Origin of the sequence: Pseudomonas sp. FBF18 (assembly GCF_024261405.1) — a bacterium.
Lineage (GTDB): Bacteria > Pseudomonadota > Gammaproteobacteria > Pseudomonadales > Pseudomonadaceae > Aquipseudomonas > Aquipseudomonas palmensis.
Genome location: NZ_QKRS01000016.1, coordinates 99,043 through 119,675 on the forward strand (window position 1 = coordinate 99,043; position 20,633 = coordinate 119,675).

22 protein-coding genes and 1 pseudogene are annotated in these 20,633 nt (G+C 62.4%); 7 read left to right on the forward strand and 16 right to left on the reverse strand.

Translation table 11 applies throughout. The annotated features are described in order from the left end of the window. Positions 1-35: 35 nt before the first annotated feature. The 5 genes from DN387_RS21295 to rplU all read right to left on the reverse strand — a co-directional run bounded on the left by DN387_RS21295 (position 36) and on the right by rplU (position 3,713). Positions 36-497 (reverse strand): CreA family protein, encoded by a 462-nt coding sequence (locus tag DN387_RS21295; protein WP_043860223.1) that lies wholly within the window; start codon positions 495-497, stop codon positions 36-38. Between the two features lie 4 nt (positions 498-501). Then, a complete protein-coding gene (gene proB / locus DN387_RS21300) occupies positions 502-1,620 on the reverse strand; it encodes a glutamate 5-kinase (RefSeq protein WP_043860222.1) in 1,119 nt (372 codons plus the stop codon). Positions 1,621-1,695: 75 nt separating this feature from the next. Next, positions 1,696-2,919, reverse strand: a complete 1,224-nt coding sequence (gene cgtA, locus DN387_RS21305; RefSeq protein ID WP_043860221.1) for an Obg family GTPase CgtA — start codon at positions 2,917-2,919, stop codon at positions 1,696-1,698. A gap of 191 nt (positions 2,920-3,110) precedes the next feature. Continuing rightward, entirely contained in the window at positions 3,111-3,368 is a 258-nt protein-coding gene (gene rpmA, locus DN387_RS21310; protein ID WP_010225698.1) for a 50S ribosomal protein L27, read from the reverse strand. 33 nt (positions 3,369-3,401) lie between these two features. Continuing rightward, positions 3,402-3,713 carry a 50S ribosomal protein L21 gene (rplU, locus tag DN387_RS21315; RefSeq protein ID WP_038614793.1) on the reverse strand — a complete coding sequence of 104 codons (312 nt, stop codon included), beginning with the start codon at positions 3,711-3,713 and terminating at the stop codon, positions 3,402-3,404. A 253-nt stretch (positions 3,714-3,966) separates the two neighbouring features. Here rplU and DN387_RS21320 point away from each other — a divergent pair, with 253 nt between their 5' ends. The 3 genes from DN387_RS21320 (at position 3,967) to DN387_RS21330 (ending at position 5,757) form a co-directional block, all read left to right on the forward strand. Continuing rightward, a complete protein-coding gene (locus tag DN387_RS21320; protein ID WP_054916263.1) occupies positions 3,967-4,935 on the forward strand; it encodes a polyprenyl synthetase family protein in 969 nt (322 codons plus the stop codon). 98 nt (positions 4,936-5,033) lie between these two features. Further along, positions 5,034-5,375 carry a zinc ribbon domain-containing protein YjdM gene (locus tag DN387_RS21325; protein WP_043860219.1) on the forward strand — a complete coding sequence of 114 codons (342 nt, stop codon included), beginning with the start codon at positions 5,034-5,036 and terminating at the stop codon, positions 5,373-5,375. A gap of 133 nt (positions 5,376-5,508) precedes the next feature. Further along, complete coding sequence (locus tag DN387_RS21330) at positions 5,509-5,757, forward strand: hypothetical protein (RefSeq protein ID WP_043860218.1); 249 nt, start codon at positions 5,509-5,511, stop codon at positions 5,755-5,757. Positions 5,758-5,871: 114 nt separating this feature from the next. Here the strand turns inward: DN387_RS21330 and DN387_RS21335 are convergent, their stop codons facing one another. The 5 genes from DN387_RS21335 to DN387_RS21355 form a co-directional block, all read right to left on the reverse strand. After that, positions 5,872-6,489 carry an FKBP-type peptidyl-prolyl cis-trans isomerase gene (locus DN387_RS21335; protein ID WP_043860217.1) on the reverse strand — a complete coding sequence of 206 codons (618 nt, stop codon included), beginning with the start codon at positions 6,487-6,489 and terminating at the stop codon, positions 5,872-5,874. A gap of 86 nt (positions 6,490-6,575) precedes the next feature. Beyond that, positions 6,576-6,881: a DUF6482 family protein gene (locus DN387_RS21340; protein WP_043860216.1), complete on the reverse strand. Its 306-nt coding sequence runs from the start codon at positions 6,879-6,881 to the stop codon at positions 6,576-6,578. A 136-nt stretch (positions 6,882-7,017) separates the two neighbouring features. Further along, a complete protein-coding gene (locus DN387_RS21345; RefSeq protein ID WP_043860215.1) occupies positions 7,018-7,506 on the reverse strand; it encodes a TIGR00645 family protein in 489 nt (162 codons plus the stop codon). Between the two features lie 108 nt (positions 7,507-7,614). Next, a complete protein-coding gene (locus DN387_RS21350) occupies positions 7,615-7,956 on the reverse strand; it encodes a hypothetical protein (protein WP_043860214.1) in 342 nt (113 codons plus the stop codon). A 216-nt stretch (positions 7,957-8,172) separates the two neighbouring features. After that, positions 8,173-10,611: a Lon protease family protein gene (locus tag DN387_RS21355; RefSeq protein WP_043860213.1), complete on the reverse strand. Its 2,439-nt coding sequence runs from the start codon at positions 10,609-10,611 to the stop codon at positions 8,173-8,175. 276 nt (positions 10,612-10,887) lie between these two features. On the opposite strand from DN387_RS21355, the gene DN387_RS21360 reads away from it, so the two are divergent. The 4 genes from DN387_RS21360 (at position 10,888) to DN387_RS21375 (ending at position 14,371) form a co-directional block, all read left to right on the forward strand. After that, on the forward strand, positions 10,888-11,376 hold the full coding sequence (locus DN387_RS21360) for a DUF3015 domain-containing protein (RefSeq protein WP_043860212.1): 489 nt from the start codon (positions 10,888-10,890) through the stop codon (positions 11,374-11,376). A 79-nt stretch (positions 11,377-11,455) separates the two neighbouring features. Beyond that, a complete protein-coding gene (locus DN387_RS21365; RefSeq protein ID WP_054916264.1) occupies positions 11,456-13,309 on the forward strand; it encodes a DUF4105 domain-containing protein in 1,854 nt (617 codons plus the stop codon). A gap of 155 nt (positions 13,310-13,464) precedes the next feature. Next, entirely contained in the window at positions 13,465-13,815 is a 351-nt protein-coding gene (locus DN387_RS21370) for a hypothetical protein (protein ID WP_043860210.1), read from the forward strand. A 67-nt stretch (positions 13,816-13,882) separates the two neighbouring features. Beyond that, complete coding sequence (locus DN387_RS21375; RefSeq protein ID WP_054916265.1) at positions 13,883-14,371, forward strand: GreA/GreB family elongation factor; 489 nt, start codon at positions 13,883-13,885, stop codon at positions 14,369-14,371. Here the strand turns inward: DN387_RS21375 and gdhA are convergent. The 6 genes and pseudogenes from gdhA to DN387_RS21405 all read right to left on the reverse strand — a co-directional run bounded on the left by gdhA (position 14,368) and on the right by DN387_RS21405 (position 20,163). Beyond that, positions 14,368-15,705 (reverse strand): NADP-specific glutamate dehydrogenase, encoded by a 1,338-nt coding sequence (gene gdhA / locus DN387_RS21380; protein WP_054916266.1) that lies wholly within the window; start codon positions 15,703-15,705, stop codon positions 14,368-14,370. The two genes, DN387_RS21375 and gdhA, sit on opposite strands and share 4 nt — an antisense overlap. A gap of 266 nt (positions 15,706-15,971) precedes the next feature. Continuing rightward, positions 15,972-17,636: an energy-dependent translational throttle protein EttA gene (gene ettA / locus DN387_RS21385; protein WP_043860207.1), complete on the reverse strand. Its 1,665-nt coding sequence runs from the start codon at positions 17,634-17,636 to the stop codon at positions 15,972-15,974. A gap of 120 nt (positions 17,637-17,756) precedes the next feature. Continuing rightward, on the reverse strand, positions 17,757-18,020 hold the full coding sequence (locus DN387_RS21390; protein ID WP_054916267.1) for a PAAR domain-containing protein: 264 nt from the start codon (positions 18,018-18,020) through the stop codon (positions 17,757-17,759). A 217-nt stretch (positions 18,021-18,237) separates the two neighbouring features. Then, on the reverse strand, positions 18,238-18,876 hold the full coding sequence (locus DN387_RS21395; RefSeq protein ID WP_236172029.1) for an SMI1/KNR4 family protein: 639 nt from the start codon (positions 18,874-18,876) through the stop codon (positions 18,238-18,240). 90 nt (positions 18,877-18,966) lie between these two features. Beyond that, a pseudogene (locus tag DN387_RS21400) lies at positions 18,967-19,408 on the reverse strand (hypothetical protein); the annotation flags it as partial. A 140-nt stretch (positions 19,409-19,548) separates the two neighbouring features. Then, positions 19,549-20,163: a hypothetical protein gene (locus DN387_RS21405; RefSeq protein WP_082405782.1), complete on the reverse strand. Its 615-nt coding sequence runs from the start codon at positions 20,161-20,163 to the stop codon at positions 19,549-19,551. Between the last annotated feature and the right edge of the window lie 470 nt (positions 20,164-20,633).

Genomic DNA, 20,633 nt, shown 5'->3' on the forward strand with positions numbered 1-20,633 from the left:
GAGCGGGCTCGACCCGCGATGGATTAAACGCGGTCTTATTCTGCCCAAGGCAGAATCGGAATCGCCGTCACCGCGTTCTGCGGGCTGCCTTCGATCAGGCGGTCGCTGTACACCAGGTACACCAGCGTGTTGCGCTTCTTGTCCAGAAAGCGCACCACCTGCATGGTCTTGAACACCAGCGAGGTGCGCTCCTTGAACACTTCATCGCCATCCTTGAGCTCGCCCTTGAAGCGAATCGGCCCCACCTGACGGCAGGCGATCGACGCCTCGGCACGATCTTCGGCCAACCCCAGCCCACCCTTCACGCCGCCGGTCTTGGCGCGCGACAGGTAGCAGGTCACGCCCTCCACCTTGGGGTCGTCGAACGCCTCGACCACGATGCGGTCGTTGGGCCCGACGAACTTGAACACCGTCGACACCTGGCCGATTTCCTCGGCACCGGCCAGCATCGGCAAGGCCAGCAAGGCGGCTGCAAAAATCCCTTTGATCACGCTCATTTCCTCATACCAGAATCAGGTTGTCGCGGTGCACCAGTTCCGGCTCGGCGCTGTAGCCCAGCACGGCCTCGATGGCCTCGGATGACTGGCCGATGATCTTCTGCGCTTCCAGCGCGCTGTAGTTGGCCAGGCCGCGGGCCACCTCAAGGCCGTCCGGCCCTACGCACACGACCATCTCGCCACGCCGGAAACTGCCCTGCACGGTCTTGACGCCCACCGGCAGCAGGCTCTTGTTGGCCTGGCGCAAGGCCTGCACCGCACCGGCGTCCAGCACCAGGGTGCCGCGGGTCTGCAGGTGCCCGGCCAGCCATTGCTTGCGTGCCGCGAGCATGCCGCGCTCGGGCGAGAGCAAGGTGCCCAGGCGCTCGCCGGCCTTGAGGCGGTCGAGCACGCGCTCGATGCGCCCGCCGACGATGATGGTGTGCGCCCCCGACCGCGCGGCCAGGCGCGCCGCACGCAGCTTGGTCTGCATGCCGCCACGCCCCAGTGCGCCACCGGTGCCGCCGGCCACGGCGTCCAGCGCCGGGTCATCGGCGCGCGCCTCGTAGATCAGCTGAGCTTCGGGGTTGTTGCGCGGGTCGGCATCGAACATGCCGTCGCGGTCGGTGAGGATCACCAGCAGGTCGGCTTCCACCAGGTTGGCCACCAGTGCGGCCAGGGTGTCGTTGTCGCCGAAGCGGATCTCGTCGGTGACCACGGTGTCGTTCTCGTTGATCACCGGTACCACGCCCAGCTCCACCAGGGTGCGCAGGGTGCTGCGGGCGTTGAGGTAACGCTTGCGGTCGGAGAGGTCGTCGTGGGTCAGCAGAATCTGCGCGGTGTGCCGGCCATGCTCGGCAAAGCTCGACTCCCAGGCCTGCACCAGGCCCATCTGGCCGATGGAGGCGGCAGCCTGCAGCTCGTTCATCGCACTCGGTCGCTTGCTCCAGCCCAGGCGGCTCATGCCGGCAGCCACGGCCCCCGAAGAGACCAGCACCAACTCGACCCCTGCCTCATGCAGGGCCACCATCTGCTCGACCCACACGCCCATCGCCGCGCGGTCCAGGCCCTTGCCATCCGCCGTCAGCAACGCGCTGCCGATTTTCACGACCCAGCGCTGCGCACCCGTCACCTTGCTCCGCATCTTCTTCCAACCTATAGAGATCTTTAGATACCAAAACGCCGCTTGAAAAAGCGGCGTTTAGTGTACTGCAACGAATCAGTCGCGCACGTAAATGATTTCCGGGCCGTCTTCGTCGTCTTCCCAGTCGTCATCGTCATCATCGTCGCCGATGTCGTGCACGCTCTTGACGCCGGTACGGCGCAGGGCGCGCGCGTCGTCCAGGGCCTGCAGCTGGGCACGGGCCTCGTCTTCGATGCGCTGGTCGAGGTCGGCCAGCTCGTCGCGGTAGGCCGGGTCGGCCGCCAGGCGGTCGGCACGGTCTTCGAGGTAGCGCATGATGTCGCGGCTGAGCTGCTCGGTGCCCTGCTTGGAGATCGCCGAGATCACGTACACCGGGCCTTCCCACTGCAGGCGCTCGACCACTTCCTTGACGCGCTCGTCGCGCTCGTCGTCCATCAGCATGTCGGTCTTGTTCAGCACCAGCCAGCGGTCACGCTCGGCCAGCGACGGGCTGAAGCGGGTCAGCTCGTTGACGATGACTTCGGCGGCGTCGGCGCTGCTGCTTTCATCCAGCGGGGCCAGGTCGACGAGGTGCAGCAGCAGGCGGGTACGCGCCAGGTGCTTGAGGAAGCGGATACCCAGGCCGGCGCCTTCCGAAGCGCCTTCGATCAGGCCGGGGATGTCGGCGATGACGAAGCTCTTCCAGCGGTCGACGCTGACCACGCCCAGGTTCGGCACCAGGGTGGTGAACGGGTAGTCGGCGACTTTCGGCTTGGCGGCCGACACCGAACGGATGAAGGTGGATTTGCCGGCATTGGGCAAGCCCAGCAGGCCGACGTCGGCCAGCACTTTCATTTCCAGTTTCAGGTCACGCTGCTCGCCGGGCTTGCCCGGGGTGGTCTGGCGTGGCGCACGGTTGGTGCTGGACTTGAAACGGGTGTTGCCCAGGCCGTGCCAGCCGCCCTGCACCACCATCAGTTTCTGCCCGGCCTTGACCAGGTCGCCGATCACTTCCTGGGTGCCCGCGTCGATCACGGTGGTGCCGACCGGCACGCGCAGGATCAGGTCGTCGCCCTTCTTGCCGGTGCAGTCGGTGCTGCCGCCATTGGAGCCGCGCTGGGCCTCGAAGTGACGGGTGTAGCGGTAGTCGACCAGGGTATTGAGGTTTTCGTCGGCAACCATGTACACCGAGCCGCCGTCGCCACCATCGCCACCGTTGGGGCCACCGTTCTCGATGAACTTCTCGCGGCGGAAGCTCATGCAACCGTTACCGCCGTCACCGGCCTTGACCTTGATCGATACTTCGTCAACAAACTTCATAAAAACCGCCTCTCGTCAGTTGGACGAGCTGAGTGACACAAAGACATAAGGCTCTTGCAAAAGTGAGCGCGGCGGCCCCGATACGGCCAGAACACCAGCGCCGGCAGCCCATACAAACAGCTTTGCAAGAGACTCACCCCACAAACGAAAAAGCCCCGTCGCGAGACAGGGCTTTTCCAGCGATCGCGCGATTACTCGGCAACGACGCTCACGTAACGACGACCGAAGGCGCCTTTTACTTCGAACTTGATCTTACCCGCGATCTTGGCGAACAGGGTGTGATCCTTGCCCATGCCAACGCCGTAGCCAGCGTGGAATTGGGTGCCGCGCTGACGCACGATGATGTTGCCCGGGATGATAGCCTGGCCGCCATACATCTTCACGCCAAGGCGTTTGGCTTCTGAGTCGCGACCGTTACGGGTACTACCACCAGCTTTTTTGTGTGCCATGGTTCAATTCTCCAGAAATGGGGATTTGGGCGATTAAGCCGAAATACCGGTGATCTTGATTTCGGTGAACCACTGGCGGTGGCCCATACGCTTCATGTGGTGCTTACGGCGGCGGAACTTGATGATGCGCACTTTGTCGTGACGACCTTGCGAGATCACTTCAGCAACAACCTTGGCACCAGCAACGACTGGAGCGCCGATGTTCACGTCGTCGCCATTGGCAACCAACAGAACGCGGTCGAAAGTCACGGATTCGCCAGTGGCGACTTCCAGTTTTTCGATTTTCAGGTATTCACCTTCGGCGACTTTGTACTGCTTGCCACCGGTAACAATTACTGCGTACATGGGTATTTCTCCGATAATCCTGCTCACCCAGCTCTTTATAGGAAGAGTATTGGCTGGCATGGCTGCATAGGGCTGGAACGGCCCAGTGCAATTGCGTAAGGCAGGTGCTGCCCAGGAAGTTCAGGGTGCGCGATTGTACGCAAGCCAGCTTTGCCTTGCAAGTGTGGCCATTGACCCCACGGGCAGTGCGCCTTGACACGCCGGGACCCGCAACCTAGCATGCCGCGCAACCCTTATGGAGCACCTGTGGCCGATGCAACCCCAAGCTTTCTACCGTGCGGTAGCGGACGACTTCAGCGCCGTTGACGAGATCATCAAGAAGCAGCTGACTTCGCGTGTGCCGCTGGTATCGAAAATCGGCGACTATATTACCTCGGCCGGGGGCAAGCGTCTGCGCCCGCTGCTGGTGTTGCTGTGCGGCAAGGCACTGGGCCGCGAAGGCGACGACCTGCGCCTGCTGGCAGCCACCATCGAGTTCCTGCACACCGCCACCCTGCTGCATGACGACGTGGTCGACATGTCGGGCATGCGCCGTGGCCGCTCTACCGCCAATGCCCTGTGGGGCAACGCGCCAAGCGTGCTGGTGGGCGACTTCCTGTACTCGCGCTCGTTCGAGATGATGGTCGAGCTGGGCTCGATGCCGGTCATGCAGATCCTCTCCAAGGCCACCCGAGTGATTGCCGAGGGTGAAGTGCTGCAGCTGTCGCGCATTCGCGACGCCAGCACCACCGAGGAAGTCTACATGGACGTCATCCGCGGCAAGACCGCCATGCTGTTCGAAGCCTCCACCCACAGCGCCGCCGCACTGGCCGGCGCCAGCGACGAACAGCGCGAAGCCCTGCGTACCTTCGGCGACCACCTGGGCGTGGCCTTCCAGCTGGTCGACGACCTGCTCGACTACAAGGGCGACGCCGAGACCCTGGGCAAGAACGTCGGTGACGACCTGGCCGAAGGCAAGCCGACCCTGCCGCTGATCTACACCATGCGCGAAGGCACCCCCGAGCAGGCGGCGCTGGTGCGCCAGGCCATCCAGAAAGGTGGCCTTGAAGACCTGGAGAGCATCCGCAACGCAGTGGAGGCCGCCGGCGCGCTGGAGTACACCGCACAGATGGCGCGTGACTACGTGGCCCGTGCCATCGCCTGCCTGGACGTGCTGCCGGCCAGCGAATACCGCGATGCGCTGGTCGAACTCAGCGAATTCGCCGTCGCCCGCACGCACTGATCCCCTGCCCGGCCCATCGCTCGATGGGCCTGCTTTTCCTCTGGCCGGCAAAACCCTATACAATGTGGGTTTTCTGCACGTAGTCCTGAGGAACCGTAGTGAGCACTTTGCCACCCTGCCCCAAATGCAACTCCGAATACACCTACGAAGACGCCAGCCAGCTGATCTGCCCCGAGTGCGCCCACGAGTGGTCGGCCAGCGGTGAAGCCGAAGCGGCCAGCGACGAAGCGGTGAAGAAGGATTCGGTGGGCAACGTCCTGCAGGACGGCGACACCATCACCGTGATCAAGGACCTCAAGGTCAAGGGCACCTCGCTGGTGGTCAAGGTTGGCACCAAGGTCAAGAACATCCGCCTGTGCGACGGCGACCACGACATCGACTGCAAGATCGACGGCATCGGCCCGATGAAGCTGAAATCGGAATTCGTGCGCAAGGTCTGACCCCTGCCTGCCCGGGGCTGCACTCGCAGCCTCGACCCTACCGCCCGGCGGTAATCGCAAGAAAAATCCAATAGTCACTTGCTATTTTGATAATAAGAATTATTCTCATTGAACGCTTTCAAGGAGAATAGCCATGACTTATCTGATAGACGCCTGGCTTGACCGCCCCCATCCGTACCTGCGCATCCTGCACCGCGAAACCGGCGAGGTATGCGCCGTGCTCGAAGAAGACGCGCTGGGCGAACTGCGCGACCAGGGCGACCTGGATCTTCACGGGTTGAATTCGAGCGAGCCTGTGGTGCTCAAGGAGCTGGTGAGGAATCTGTTCCTGTTCTGCTATGCCCGGGCGTTGCGCCCTGGGGGTGGCGCGCAGTGGAACTGAAAGCATCGCGGGTCAAGCCCGCTCCCACAAGGATCACTGCAATCATGAGACTGGCAGTGTACCTGTGGGAGCGGGCTTGACCCGCGATGAGGGCCGCAAGGTCCTGCGACGTACTTACAGTACGTCCAGCAGCTCGACGTCGAACACCAGCACGCTGTGCGGCGGGATGCTGCCAACGCCCTGGGCGCCGTAAGCCAGCTCGCTCGGTACGTACAGGCGCCATTTGCTGCCCGCGTTCATCAGTTGCAGGGCCTCGGTCCAGCCAGCGATCACGCCGCCGACCGGGAATTCTGCCGGCTGGCCACGCTCGTAGGAGCTGTCGAACACGGTGCCGTCGATCAGGGTGCCGTGGTAGTGGGTGCGCACGCTGTCTTCACGGCTTGGCTTGGCGCCTTCACCGGCAGTCAGTACTTCGAACTGCAGGCCCGAGGCAAGGGTGGTGATGCCGTCACGCTTGGCGTTCTCGGCCAGGAAGGCCTTGCCTTCGCCAGCGGCCGCTTCGGCCTTGGCAGCCGCTTCGGCCTGCATGATTTCACGGATGACCTTGAAGCTGGCCGACAGGTCTTCTTCGCTGACGCGGCTGGCCTGGCCATTGAAGGCGTCGGTCAGACCGGCCAGGATCGCGTCCAGGTTGACGCCCGGTGGCGGGTTGTCACGCAGCTGGCCACCCAGCTGACGGCCAATGCCGTAGCTGACGCGGGTTTCGTCGGTGGACAGGTTGAGTTCGGACATGTTTCTGCTCCGCTACAGGGCGCACAAAAGCCGCGCCCGCTGTGAAAAGGGCAAGCAGCCTAGCACACTGCGGCAAAGCAGTTCAGCTACCAGGCAGTACGTCGCGGCATCGGCACCTTGAGGTCTTCTTCGGGGGTGCCGTGCAGGCCGCACATCTCGTCCTGCACCGACCAGTGCACCAGGTGCAGCGGCACGGCGGGCAAGCCATTGAGCAGGCGCTGGCCATCGACCACCGAGTGCACCTTGAGACGTACACCCTTGGCATCCAGCAACGGGTGCGCCTTGCCCTTGACCCGGGCCTCGAGCACGAAGTCCCCCCCTTCGATGGCGATCAGGTTCAGTTCGTCCACCCGGCCGGCCCTGGCCTCGCTGTTCAGTTCATGCAGGTTCATTGCGATACCTCGCTACTGGAACATTCCACAGGCCGTTCATTTTTTGTACAGCATCGACCAAAGCACAAGCCAGAAACGCAACCGCCCGTCCGTTATGCAACGGACGGGCGGCTGACAAGGCGTGATACCCCGCAGGTCAGTGCTTGGTCATCTTGTCCAGGTAGCCCATGGCGAACGCCGAGACCACGAAGGTCATGTGGATGATCACGTACCACATCAGGTACTGGGTCTCGATGTTGCGCGCGTCCATGAACACCCGCAGCAGGTGGATGGAGGAGATCGCCACGATCGAGGCGGCCACCTTCATCTTCAGCGAGGAAGAGTCCATCTTGCCCAGCCAGTTGAGCTTTTCGGTGCCTTCGGCGATATCCAGCTGCGACACGAAGTTCTCGTAGCCCGAGATCATCACCATCACCAGCAGGCCGCCCACCAGGGCCATGTCGATCAGCGACAGCAGTACCAGGATGAGGTCGGACTCGGCCAGCGAGAAGACGTTGGGCAGCACATGGAAGATCTCCTGAAAGAACTTCAGCGCCAACGCCAGCAGCCCCAGGGACAGGCCAAAATAGATGGGTGCGAGCAGCCAGCGCGAGGCGTACATCGCATTTTCGATAAAGCGTTCCATTGAGCAGATCACCAGGTGGCTGGAAAAAAACGAGCGCGAGTATAGCAGCCACCTGTGACAGGAAAAGCCCGCGACACGCTGCCACAGGCCGGAGGATGAACGGTCGGCTCAGGTGTCGGGGTTGGACTGCAGGTCACCCACATGGTGAACCCGTTCGCCGTTGATGCGACGCAGCTGCGCCTGCAGGTGCACGCACCAGATCTGCGGGTCGTCGGCCACCTGGTAGCCGTGCAGGGTCAGGCTGTCGACAATCGCGCTGAGCACCGACTCGGCCACGAACGGCCCGTGAAACGGCCCCTGGGCCTTGATCGCGGAGGGTTGCTCGCCGGCCATGCCGGCGGCGAACAGCAGTGTCCACATGCCGGTGTCACCGGCCAGCGGGCGGATACGGCACTCAATGCGGGTCACCAGGCCCAGGCATTGACGGGTAAGGCTGAGGGTACGCGGCATGGCGACGGTCCTCGGTGAGGCGTTGCGTAGCCTGTGGCCAGGCTGGTTTCGATCCTTTTGCGCACGACGGTCCATGCCTTGAGGATAGAAGAAATCCGCCGGCGACAAGCGGTCGGCGCCGAGCGGTCATGTGCCATGCGCCGAACTGCCCCCTTCGCCCGTAATGCCGACTCCCACATGTAGGAGCCGGCATTGCCGGCGAAGAACCCAACGCGGTCAGGAAGGCTTCACCTGCGCCAGCGCCTCTTCGGCCTGCTCCTTCTCGGCTTCCTTGAGGTCCTCTTCGCTGATCATCTCGGCAATCACCCGCAACCGCTCGACTACCCGCGCATTGATGCTGCCTTCGGGGAACTCGCCCTCCTCGTTCGGCTGCCCGGCCGGCTCGCCCACCAGCAGGCTCAGGGCCTCGTCGGCCTGGCTGACTGCGTAGACATGGAATTGCCCGGCGCGCACCGCCTGCAGCACGCGCTCGTCGAGCATCAGCGTGGCCACGTTGGCCCGCGGGATGATCGCGCCCTGCTCACCGGTCAGGCCACGAGCCTCGCACAGGCGGAAGAAGCCCTCGATCTTCTCGTTGACCCCGCCCACCGCCTGCACTTCACCGAACTGGTTGATCGAGCCGGTGATCGCAAAGCACTGCTTGAGCGGGGTTTTCGACAGGGCCGAGATCAGCGTGCAGGCCTCGCCCAGCGATGCGCTGTCGCCATCCACATAGCCGTAGGACTGCTCCAGCGCGATGCTGGCCGAAATGGCCAGGGGGAACTCCTGGGCATAGCGGCTGCCCAGGTACCCGGTGAGGATCATCACGCCCTTGGAGTGGATCGGCTGGCCCAGGTTGACCTCACGCTCGATATCCACGATGCCGCTGCCGCCCGGGTACACCGTGGCGGAAATCCGCGCCGGCACGCCGAACGCCGAATCGCCCACCTCCAGCACGGTCAGGCCGTTGCACTTGCCCACCGCCGCGCCTTCGGTGTCGATCAGGATGATCCCGGCCAGCATGTCGTCGAGAATCCGCGCCGATACCCGCCCGGTACGCGTGGCCTTGGCCTTGAGCGCCCGCTCGATGTGCCCGGCGTCGGTCATCTCGTCGTTGGCCAGGTGGCGAATGAAATCCGCCTCGCTGACCAGCTGGAACAGGTCGCCGATGCGCGCCGACAGGCGCCCCTGGTGCTCGGCCAGGCGGGCGCTGTAGGTGGCCAGGCGCGCCACCGCATCGGCGGTCAGCGGGGCCATGCCCTCCTCGCTGGTGCGGGTCTTGAGCAACTGGGCGAACTGCTCCAGGCTCTCCTCGACCATGGGAATGTCTTCGTCGAAGTCCACCAGCACCCGGAACATCTCCTGGAAGTCCGGGTCGTGGTCCTGCAGCGCGTAGTACAGCTGGCGGGCGCCGATGATGATCACCTTGACCTGCAGCGGGATCATCTGCGGGGTGAGGGTCACGGTGGCCAGGCGACCGAACTCGCCCAGCGGCGACTCCATCTTCAGCTTGCGCGATTGCAGGGCGCGCTTGAGCGCATCCCACACGAACGGCTCGCCGAGCATCTTCTCGGCTTCCAGAATCAGGAACCCGCCATTGGCGCGGTGCAGCGCCCCCGGGCGCAACTGGCGATAGGTGGTGTACAGCGCGCCCTGGTCGTTGCCGTATTCGATGCGGCCGAACAGGTTGTCGTAGGTAGGGTGCGGCTCGAACACCACGGGCGCGCCGCCGCTGGCGTGATGGCCGACCACCAGGCTGGGGGCGTACTGCTCTTCGAGCATCTTGCGCGCCACCGCGTCGGTCTTGCTGTCGTCGACCAGTTGCTCGACCACGGTGCGCAGCAGGTTGACCTGCATGGCCTGCAGGTAGGCGCACACCGCAGCGTTCTCGGCGTACTTCTCCGACAGCGGGGCCAGCAAGGGCTGCAGGGCCAGGGTGATGGTTTCTTCGTTGAGCTGGCGCAGCTGGTTGTTCGACTCGCGCTTCCACTGCGGCAGGCTGGCGAGCTCTTCGTTGAGGCGCTCTTCCAGCGCGGCGATGTCCTCGTGGAAGCGCTCGCGCTCGGCCTCAGGCAACTGGGCGAACTCGGCCTCGTCCAGCGCCTTGCCATCGGCCATTGGGGTGAAGGCGACGTTGCTGCTGTCGCGGTACAGGGCCACGTCCTTTTCCAGCGAGGCGCGCTCGATCACATCCAGGGCACGGTCGTAGCGCTGGTTGAAGGCGCGGTCGATGGCGCTTTTCTTCTGCTGATAGGACGGGTGCTCGAACACCGCCGGAAAGGTCGCCAGCAGGTTGTCGATCAGGCCCCCGATATCGGCGATGAAGGCCCCGGCACTGCCGGCCGGCAGCTCGAACGCCTTGGGCTCGCGGGGCTCGTCGAAGTTGTTGACGTACAGCCAGTCGGACGGCGTCTGCAGGCGCTTGCCTTCTGCCTTGAGGTAGCGCTTGACGAACGAGAAGCGGCCGGTGCCCGGCTCGCCCATGACAAACACGTTGTAACCGGGGCGTGGCATGGCGACGCCGAACTGCAAGGCTTCGACTGCACGTTCCTGGCCTAGCACACCGCGAAAGGGCTCCAGATCATTGGTGGTGGAAAAATCGAACTGTTCAGCGGAAAACGGCCGGGTCAGGGCTTCGGGCGCAAGACGCAGGCTCGCAGCAACAGGATCGGGCATCGGGCTTCCTTACTTCGGCGGGGCGGATGACGGCATTCTGGCGCCGCCTGCGCCCGGCTTGCAAGGCTCTTCAACGCTTTAGCGCGCAGGGTCGAAAACCTGCTCCGCGTCAATTATTTCAAGCAATCTTTTGCAATTAATCACGGAACCCTTAGATCGTGCCTAAACTCCAAACTGCGCGGCTGGGTAAACAACCGACCCGTCCTGGCAACTAGTCCTACAGACATGCCAGATAACCCTGACCTTTGGTTTGAACATCAGAAAGAGAACAATGCTATGAAACGGATTCTTCTGGGTACTCTGTTCACCGCGGTTTCGCTCAACGCCATGGCCCAGGCGCCTGGCGGCCCGGACTGCGGCTGGGGCAACATGCTGTTCGAGGGCCAACGCGGCACGCCGGCTCACTTCCTCGCATCCACCACCAACGGTACCTCGGGCAACGCCACCTTCGGCATGACCTCGGGCACCAACGGCTGCTCCACCAATGCGTCGCTGACCTATGGCGGCAAATCCTGGTTCGCCATGAATGGCATGATGAACGAGCTGTCCGAAGACATGGCGCAAGGCCAGGGCGAAGCACTGACCACCTACGCGGTGGTACTGGGCGTCGCACCGGAAGACCGTGCGCACTTCGCGGCCGTGACCCACCAGCACTTCCAGGAAATCTTCACCACAGCCGACGCTACCGCTGAAGATGTTCACACCAACACCCTTGCCGTCCTGAAAAGCGACGCCCGTCTGGCCAAATACGCAACCCCGGCCTAAGCTCGGCACACCCGCCCCGACCACGGGGCGGGTTTGTTTGCCCGCCTCTATCGGCATCATTCAGACGTAGTTGCCCGACATGCTCAAACGCCTTGCCTACCTGGCGCTCTGTGCCTGCGCCCCGCTGCACGCTGCCACCGTGCTGGACGATGCTCGTCTGCACGCACTGGCCAACGACCGCTACTGGATCTCCCTGGGCCATTACGAAACCGCCAAGCTCGGCGGATGGCGCAGCTACGTGGACGACCCCAAATTCTTCCTGGCCAAGGACGGTGCGCACCACCCTGACCAGGAACTGCGCGCCACCTATGAGGCGCTGTACGCCCCGGCCAGCCTGGGCGACCAGCACGCGCAATGCGTATTCCCGGCGCGCACCCGCTGGCTGCGCGAGCAGTTGCAGCTCACCGACCTGCCGGCGCCGGACTGCAAGGCCTACACCCAGTGGTACTCGGACGTGTCGCCGCACAGCGCGGTGATGATCTTCCCGGCGGCCTACCTGAACAGCCCCTCGTCGATGTTCGGGCACACGCTGCTGCGTATCGACCAGGCCGACGTGCAGAGCGACAACACCGCACTGCTGAGCTACGCGATCAACTTCGGCGCCTACATCGAGGGCAACGACAACAGCATCCTGTATGCCTGGAAGGGCCTGATGGGCGGCTACCCCGGCCTGTTCGCGCTGGTGCCCTACCAGGAGAAGCTGTCCGAATACCGCAGCCTGGAAAACCGCGACCTGTGGGAATACCGGCTGAACCTCACGCCCGAGGAAACCGGGCGCATGGTCGAGCACATCTGGGAACTCAAGCAGATCCAGTTCGACTATTTCTTCTTCGACGAAAACTGCTCGTATCGCCTGCTCGAACTGCTGCAGGTGGCACGGCCGAGCCTGGACCTGACCTCGCAGTTCCCGCTCACGGCGATCCCCACCGACACGGTCAAGGCGGTGAAACAGTCCGGGCTGGTGGCGCGTACCGACTACCGCCCATCGCGCGAGCGCGAGCTGCTGGAGCGGGCCAAACCGCTGGACCATGCCGAACAGCAGCAGGTGCTGGCCGTGAGCGCCGACACCGCGCAGCTGCAGAGCCCCGCCTTCACCGAGCTGCCGCGCGAGCGCCAGGCGCTGGTGCAGGACGCCGCCTATCGCCTGGAGCGCTACCGCGCCAATGGCCTGGAGCGCGACCCGGAGCGGGCCAGGCGCAGCTTCGAGTTGCTGCGCGCGATCAACCGCAACCCGCCACCGCCGTTGCAGATCGAACGCCCCGGGCTGCCGGAGGACGGCCACGAGTCGCGCACCTGGCAGCTGGGCGTGGGTACCCGAGAAGACCGGGCCTTTGCCGAGTACGGGCTGCGCATGGCCTATCACGACCTCAACGACAACGCCTACGGCTTCCCGCTGGGGGCGCAGATCGAGATCCTGCAACTGAAGGTGCGCCAGTACGAACACAACGACTGGCAGGTGCAGCGCCTGGACCTGGCCACGATCCGCTCGCTGACGCCGCGCAACGACCTGCTCAAGCCGTGGTCGTGGCAGGTGGCCGGCGGGTTGGAACGGGTGCTGGGCAAGCATGAGAACGAGGTGCTGGTCAGCCATGTGAATGGCGGCGCCGGGGGCACCTGGCAGTTGGGCCAGGACATGCTCGGGTTTGCCCTGGGCACGGTGCGGGTGGAGCACAACAATGACTTTGCCGGGTTCATCGCACCCGCGGCAGGGTTCAACACCGGCGTGCTGTGGCGCAACGGGCTGGGCAACCTGAGCCTGGAGGCCAAGGGCGACTACTTCACCAATGGCGAGGTCCGCCGCAGCCTGAGCCTCAACCAGCAGTGGGAACTGTCGCGCAACCTGGGCCTGCGCCTGAGTGCCAGGCGCGAGTTCAGCCAGCTGGCGACGGCGCAGAACGAGGTGATGCTCGAGGTGAAGTGGTACAACTACTGAAGTCATCGCGGGTCAAGCCCGCTCCCACAAGGGCAGTGAGAAACCTTGTGGGAGCGGGCTTGACCCGCGATGCGATCCAATTGTTTGACATCTTTTTGACCTCTCTTGCACACACCAGCACCTAGACTTCCCCCCAACAGGTGGAGAGTTCGAACATGCGCGGGCACTGGGTACTGGTGGCAATGATGCTGGGCGGTTGCGCCAGCACCCACGATCAACTGATCGAGCAAGGCTACCCTGCCCCCTACGCCGACGGCTTCCAGGCCGGTTGCAGCAGCGGCCACCAGGCCGCAGGCGTGATGATGGGCGAGTTTCGCAAGGACGTGCCGCGCTATCTGCACGACCGCCAGTACGAGACCGGCTGGGACGACGGCTTTCGCCAGTGCCAGGCCATGCAGCAGAGCCAGGACCAGGACACCTACCGCAGCCGCCACTGGGACGAGCGCGACCAGCAGTGGCAGCAGGAAAAGGACCGCGACGCCGCCCGCGCCTATCGACGCCAATAGGTCGCCCTCGAACATTCGATGCAACCGGTGACCGCGCATGATGGTCTTCCTACAAAGGAGGCCAACCATGAGCCGAGCATTCGTCAACGAAGACCAGGCCGCCGATCAGGCCAATCAACCGGTAGAGCGGCGCATCAGCGAACAACCCAACCACGTCACCGCCCAGGGCCTGACCCTGCTCAAGCAGCGGGTCAGCGAACTGGAGACCCTGCGCAGCACGCTGCTGGGCGACCCCGACAAACAACGCCTGGCCGAGGTCGAGCGCGACCTGCGCTACTTCAGCGCCCGCGTGCAGAGCGCCCAGGTGGCCGCACCCGCCACCTCGCAGAGCAAGGTGCAGATCGGTAGCCGGGTGGTGTTTGTCGATGAAGAAGGCCGCCAGCATGAAGTGCAACTGGTCGGCGAAGACCAGGCCTATGCCGCCAGTGGCCTGATCAACTGGGGGTCACCCCTGGGCCGGGCACTGCTGGGGGCAGCGCCCGGTGACGAGGTGCTGTGGCGACGACCGGCGGGTGATCAACTGATCGAGGTCGTCGCCATCGAGCCGCAGGCCTAGACCACACCCTGGGCCAGCATGGCGTCGGCAACCTTGACGAAGCCGGCGATGTTGGCGCCCTTGACGTAGTTGATGCGGCCGTTGTCTTCGCCGTAGTACACGCAGGCATGGTGGATCGACTGCATGATGTTGTGCAGCTTGCTGTCCACCTCGCCGGCCGTCCACAGCAGGCGCATGGCGTTCTGCGACATCTCCAGGCCGCTGACGGCCACGCCACCGGCGTTGGAGGCCTTGCCCGGGGCGAACAGGATACCGGCCTCGATGAAGAGGTCCACGGCGTCCAGGGTGGTCGGCATGTTGGCGCCTTCGGCCACGCAGATGCAGCCGTTGCGCAGCAGGGTGCGTGCGTCTTCGGCGTCCAGCTCGTTCTGGGTGGCGCACGGCAGGGCGATGTCGCAGGCTAGGCTCCAAGGGCGCTGGCCGGCGCGGAACTCCAGGCCGAACTCGCCGCCCAGCTCGCTCAGGCGGCCGCGCTTGACGTTCTTGAGCTCCATCAGCGCATCCCACTGCGCATCGTTCAGGCCGGCTTCGCAGTACAGGGTGCCTTCGGAGTCGGACAGCGAGATGACCTTGCCGCCCAGGTCCATGACCTTGCGCGCGGCATATTGCGCCACGTTGCCGGAGCCGGAGATGGCCACACGGCGACCGTCGATGCGCAGGCCGTCGCGCTTGAGCATTTCTTCGGCGAAGTACACGCAGCCGTAGCCGGTGGCTTCGGGGCGAATCAGGCTGCCGCCGTAGTTCATGCCCTTGCCGGTCAGCACCGAGGTGAACTGGTTGGCCAGGCGCTTGTACTGGCCGAACAGGAAGCCGATTTCGCGACCACCTACGCCGATGTCACCGGCCGGCACGTCGAGGTCGGCGCCGATGTGGCGGTACAGTTCGCTCATGAATGCCTGGCAGAAGCGCATGACTTCGGCGTCGCTCTTGCCCTTGGGGTCGAAGTCCGAGCCGCCCTTGCCGCCGCCCATGGGCAGCGAGGTGAGGGAATTCTTGAGTACCTGTTCGAAGGCCAGGAACTTCAGCACGCCGAGGTTCACCGAAGGGTGGAAACGCAGGCCGCCCTTGTATGGGCCGATGGCGCTGCTCATCTGGATGCGGTAGCCGCGGTTGACACGCACCCTGCCCTTGTCGTCGACCCACGATACACGGAACAGAATGGCCCGCTCCGGCTCGACCATGCGTTCGAGAATACCGGCCTGCAGGTAGTGCGGGTTGGCTTCGAGGAAGGGCCACAGGCTGCGCAGTACCTCTTCCACGGCCTGATGGAACTCGGGCTGGGCAGGGTCGCGTTTTTGCAGGCGTGCGAGGAAGTCTTCGACGGATTCGATCATTTAGACATTCACCAGATAGAGTTGGACTTATTAGTTTTTTCAGGACTTTACCAAGAACCACTCGCACCGCAACAGGGCAAAATGTCGTTTTTATGGAAATAAATGGTGCATTTCTATAAATGTATACACCTTCGCCGGCAAAGCCGGCTCCTACAGCAGGCCGCACAACCCTGTAGGAGCCGGCCTTGCCGACGAAGCATGCGAAGCGTATTTCAAGCAAAAAAAACGGGGCCCGAAGGCCCCGTTTCAGTGCAAGACCGTGAAGGTCATGCCAGTTTCTTGTGCCGTACCCGGTGCGGCTGGGCAGCGGCTTCACCCAGGCGCTTCTTGCGATCGGCTTCGTACTCGGTGTAGTTGCCTTCGAAGAACACCGCCTGCGAATCGTCTTCGTAGGCCAGGATGTGGGTAGCCACACGGTCAAGGAACCACCGATCGTGAGAGATCACGATAGCGGCGCCCGGGAAGTCCAGCAGGGCTTCCTCCAGCGAACGCAGGGTTTCGACGTCGAGGTCGTTGGACGGTTCGTCGAGCAGCAGCACGTTGCCGCCCTCTTTGAGCGTCAACGCCAGGTGCAGGCGGCCACGCTCACCACCGGAGAGGTCCTTGACGAACTTCTGCTGGTCGCCGCCCTTGAAGTTGAAGCGCCCCACGTAGGTACGCGCCGGGATCTCGTAGTTGCCGATGCGGATCTGGTCGGAACCGTCGGAGATCTGCTGGAACACGGTCTTGCCGCCGTCCAGGTCTTCGCGGCTCTGGTCGACGCAGGCCAGTTGCACGGTTTCACCGATCTCGATGCTACCCGAGTCCGGTTGCTCCTTGCCCATCAGCATGCGGAACAGGGTCGATTTACCGGCGCCGTTACCGCCGATCACACCGACGATGGCGCCTTTTGGCATGCTGAACGACAGGTTGTCGATCAGAACGCGGTCGCCGTAGCCCTTGGTGACGTTCTTGAACTCGATGACCTTGTCACCCAGACGCGGGCCGGCCGGGATGTAGATCTCGTTGGTTTCGCTGCGCTTCTGGAATTCCTGCGACTGCATTTCTTCGAAGCGTTGCAGACGCGCCTTGGATTTGGACTGGCGGGCCTTGGCACCTTTGCGCACCCATTCCAGTTCTTCCTTCATGGCCTTTTCATGGGCCGACTGCTGCTTGGACTCCTGGGCCAGGCGGTCCGACTTGGCTTCCAGCCAACCCGAATAGTTGCCCTCGTAAGGAATACCGGCGCCGCGGTCGAGTTCCAGAATCCAGCCGGCGACGTTGTCCAGGAAGTAACGGTCGTGGGTAATAGCGACCACGGTGCCCGGGAAGTCGTGCAGGAAGTGCTCCAGCCAGGCTACCGAGTCGGCATCCAGATGGTTGGTCGGTTCGTCGAGCAGCAGCATGTCGGGGGCCGACAGCAGCAGGCGGCACAGGGCCACGCGGCGCTTCTCGCCACCGGACAGGTGTTCGACCTTGGCGTCCCAGGCCGGCAGGCGCAGCGCGTCGGCGGCGACTTCCAGCTGGCGCTCGAGGTTGTGACCGTCGCTGGCCTGCAGGATCGCTTCCAGCTTGGCCTGTTCGGCGGCCAGCTTGTCGAAGTCGGCGTCCGGGTCGGCATAGGCGGCGTAGACCTCGTCCAGGCGGGCCTGGGCGTCCTTGATCACGCTGACGGCCTCTTCGACCACCTCACGCACGGTCTTGGTGGGGTCCAGTTGCGGCTCTTGCGGCAGGTAGCCGACATTCAGATCGGGCATCGGACGCGCTTCGCCGTCGAACTCGGTGTCGACGCCGGCCATGATTTTCAGCAGGGTGGATTTACCCGAACCGTTGAGGCCGAGCACGCCGATCTTGGCGCCGGGGAAAAAGGACAGCGAAATGTTCTTGAGGATTTCCCGCTTCGGCGGCACAACTTTGCTCAGCCGATGCATGGTGTAGACGTATTGAGCCAAAACGTGAGCTCCAGTAAGTAGGTCAATCAAAGGAGCTGATTGTAGACACAATTGGGTACCCCGGCCATCGTCGCGACTGGCGGTGCGGCCGGGGGGGAAAGTGCACGTTGCGGGCAATGCCTAGCTGATGACTGCGCCCTTGGGGCCACTGGCGATCAGCGCGGCGCCGCAGGCGGTCTTCATGCCATCCAGCGCCACGGGCGTACCGCCGACGCTGTAGGTGCTGCTGCCCTCGGCAATGGGAAATACCCCTTTGCACAGGGGGCAACTGACGCTGTGCCCTACCCCGGCAATCGGCTTGCCATTGAGGTTGGTGTTGGAAAAGGCTTCGAGTACCACGCCACCGTGGGTGGTGGCATCGCCCAGGCGAACAATGTCTTTCATGAGGTGGGTCCGTCCTTGTGTGATGGGATGTATTACGTGTGGAGGTGCAGGCCTTTGCACTCACGTCCGATGGTGCCTGATTGGAAGAGGGCTGAACATCAACATGCCGTTGCATGTCGTGGGAACGCGGGCGTCATCGAGCGGGTATCACGCTGGGCAGCCCAGATCCTCATAGTCGCTGTCAAACATTCAAGCCATCCAGGGCTACTGATGATCGTTAAGGAGCAGGATCAACGCTACTCAGCCACTGCTCAAAGTCATCCGCAACACGGCGGGCACTGCCCGTTTCATGATCCCACAACACCACGGCAGGTTCGCCTGAGGCGCCTCGCGCGTCATAATCGAAGCAATAATAATCACCTGTTCCAAACTCTGCGAAGGGCAACAGCGGTGCAAAACGCTCAGGCGATTGCGAGAAACTTTCCAGCCACGCCCGCCACCCTGCGGTGTAATTTCGGACGATCGAGTCCCAGGTCTTCCTCGGGTCTCGGCTGTCGAACACGGGGAACACCACCAGGCCACCCAATGACCGTCCATTGTTGGCAAGCAGCCAGCGGGAAAAGGATGTGGGGAACGTTCTGTTCAGTTCCTTCTCTGCAGAAGCGATTGCAGAAAGCGTTGTGCCGATGACACGCGTTTTTGACATTCGGTTTCGATGTCCATCACTGGAGGCTACAAGAATCCCGCGTTGAGCACTGTATTGGTGGCCCTGACTCACGTCCAGAAGATCATCGTGCAGCAAGTAGTGATTCAAGCAGGTTTTCAAAACGTCTGAGGACACTGCGCTGTCCTGCGAATATGCCAGATCGGTAACACCCTGAAACGGCTCCATCATGTAACAGAATTTGAGATCCAACTCCTTGGCACGCTATGGCCTGGTCGATCACGCCGCATGAGGTCGCTTGTATTTTCGTTCACATGCCAGTAACTGCTTTCGGACCTGCACACCGTTGTGCAACCGGTGGCTCAGGTTGCCCCGCTCGTCATAGGTGTAATGCGTGCCCGCATACTCACGCAGCAGGTTGTCCATCAACCGGTTACGCCAGGGCGCACGCTCCAGCGGACGGGTCGGTTCGTGGTGCTTGTCGTCCAGCAGGTTGGGGCCAGCAGTTCATGCTGATCGACCGTCATGCCCAACAGATGACCGCTACCGTAGGTCAGCCAGCTGACCTTGTGGCCATCCGGACGCACGGTCGAGGTGCGCAGGCTGAGGGCGTCGTACTCGTGCTGCCACACCGCGACCATCAGGCTACCGGTGGCCAGGTAGTGCAGGTGTCACGAACGAGGTTGCCGGCCTTGTCATGGAACCACTGCAGCTTGCTCGCGGCGTTGATGACCTGGACCAGCCTGCCGTCGTAGGCGAAGGTTTCTTCCTCGCGCTGTTCGCCCCGGCTGGGGATGCGGGAGGTGAAGCGCCTAACGGGGTCGAGATAACGTGAGCGCCGCGCCCACCGTTTGAGCCTCCCGGAGCATAGCCGACTCGCTCATTTCAGAGCGTGAGGTGTCGGTAGGTTTTTGCCCGAATTCGTCACCGCAATGGAACCGGCAATCGGCGCGTGAGAGGCCGAAGCTTTTCACGATCCTTCCAGAGCCCCGGAAAAACTTCAAACTTAAGATCGTCTCTATTTACGCCTGTATCGTAATAGCGAGCTAATCTGTCGGCGAGGTCAAGATCACCCCACATATTTGTAAGCTCATACGTTTCAATAATCTCTCGATCATCATAAACCGACAGATCGTGTTTTATTACCGGAGCCCCATATGTTTCTGGATTCTCAACCTCTCCTACGTCTATAAGTCTTCCACCATAAAAAGAAAACGTTTCTCGACCACCTTTAAAGTGCGCCCCATCCAATGACGTATACGGCTTTAGCCAGTAGCGCTGAAGTTTGAGGAATCGAGATTGAATTCCCTCCACAGAAATTTTACGCACACCTAAATTTTTTTGTACCACAGCCCCAACAAAGACCTGAAAAAGCGCTCCAACCCCACTCCAATCGATGTCATCCCAGTAATCATCCTCTCGAAAAACATCATAGATACAAAGAACGGTATTCCCAGTCATTCTAGCGACGGTATAAAGATTCTCCCTAACCTTGATTACAATGAAATGGCCAGATTTCCATACGATTCTTTTTTTCAAATCACCCACCCCTTAGTTAGAGCTCGCATACTACAGACCCGCCGAAGCCTTGAGAATCCAAATGTCGATTAGCGGCATCAGTATATTCTTGACACCTTTTGTTATTCTTCCCAACCGGATTCTGTTTGTTTGCAGTTCCGTCTAGCCCATCGTTTCCCACGAAATAATGCTGCTCTAGTCCTCTGGCAGTGTCCTTTCCACCCTGACCATACCCACGATATACAACCTCCGGCGCGGCCCCCCCCAAAGCGCTCATAATTTCCGCCATATCGATACTTTACAACATCCACACCGACTCTATCCCCAGGCATACTTGCATAACCTATATACGGCTTACCTGTCTGCTGATCAATTGCTTGATACGTAACATGCGTCGCCGTTGCTGGATTTCCGGCAAGACCTAATGGATCGATCCAGTAAACCGGATTCGGCGTATACGCAAACAGGTTCAACCCGCCCGCATATCCAAT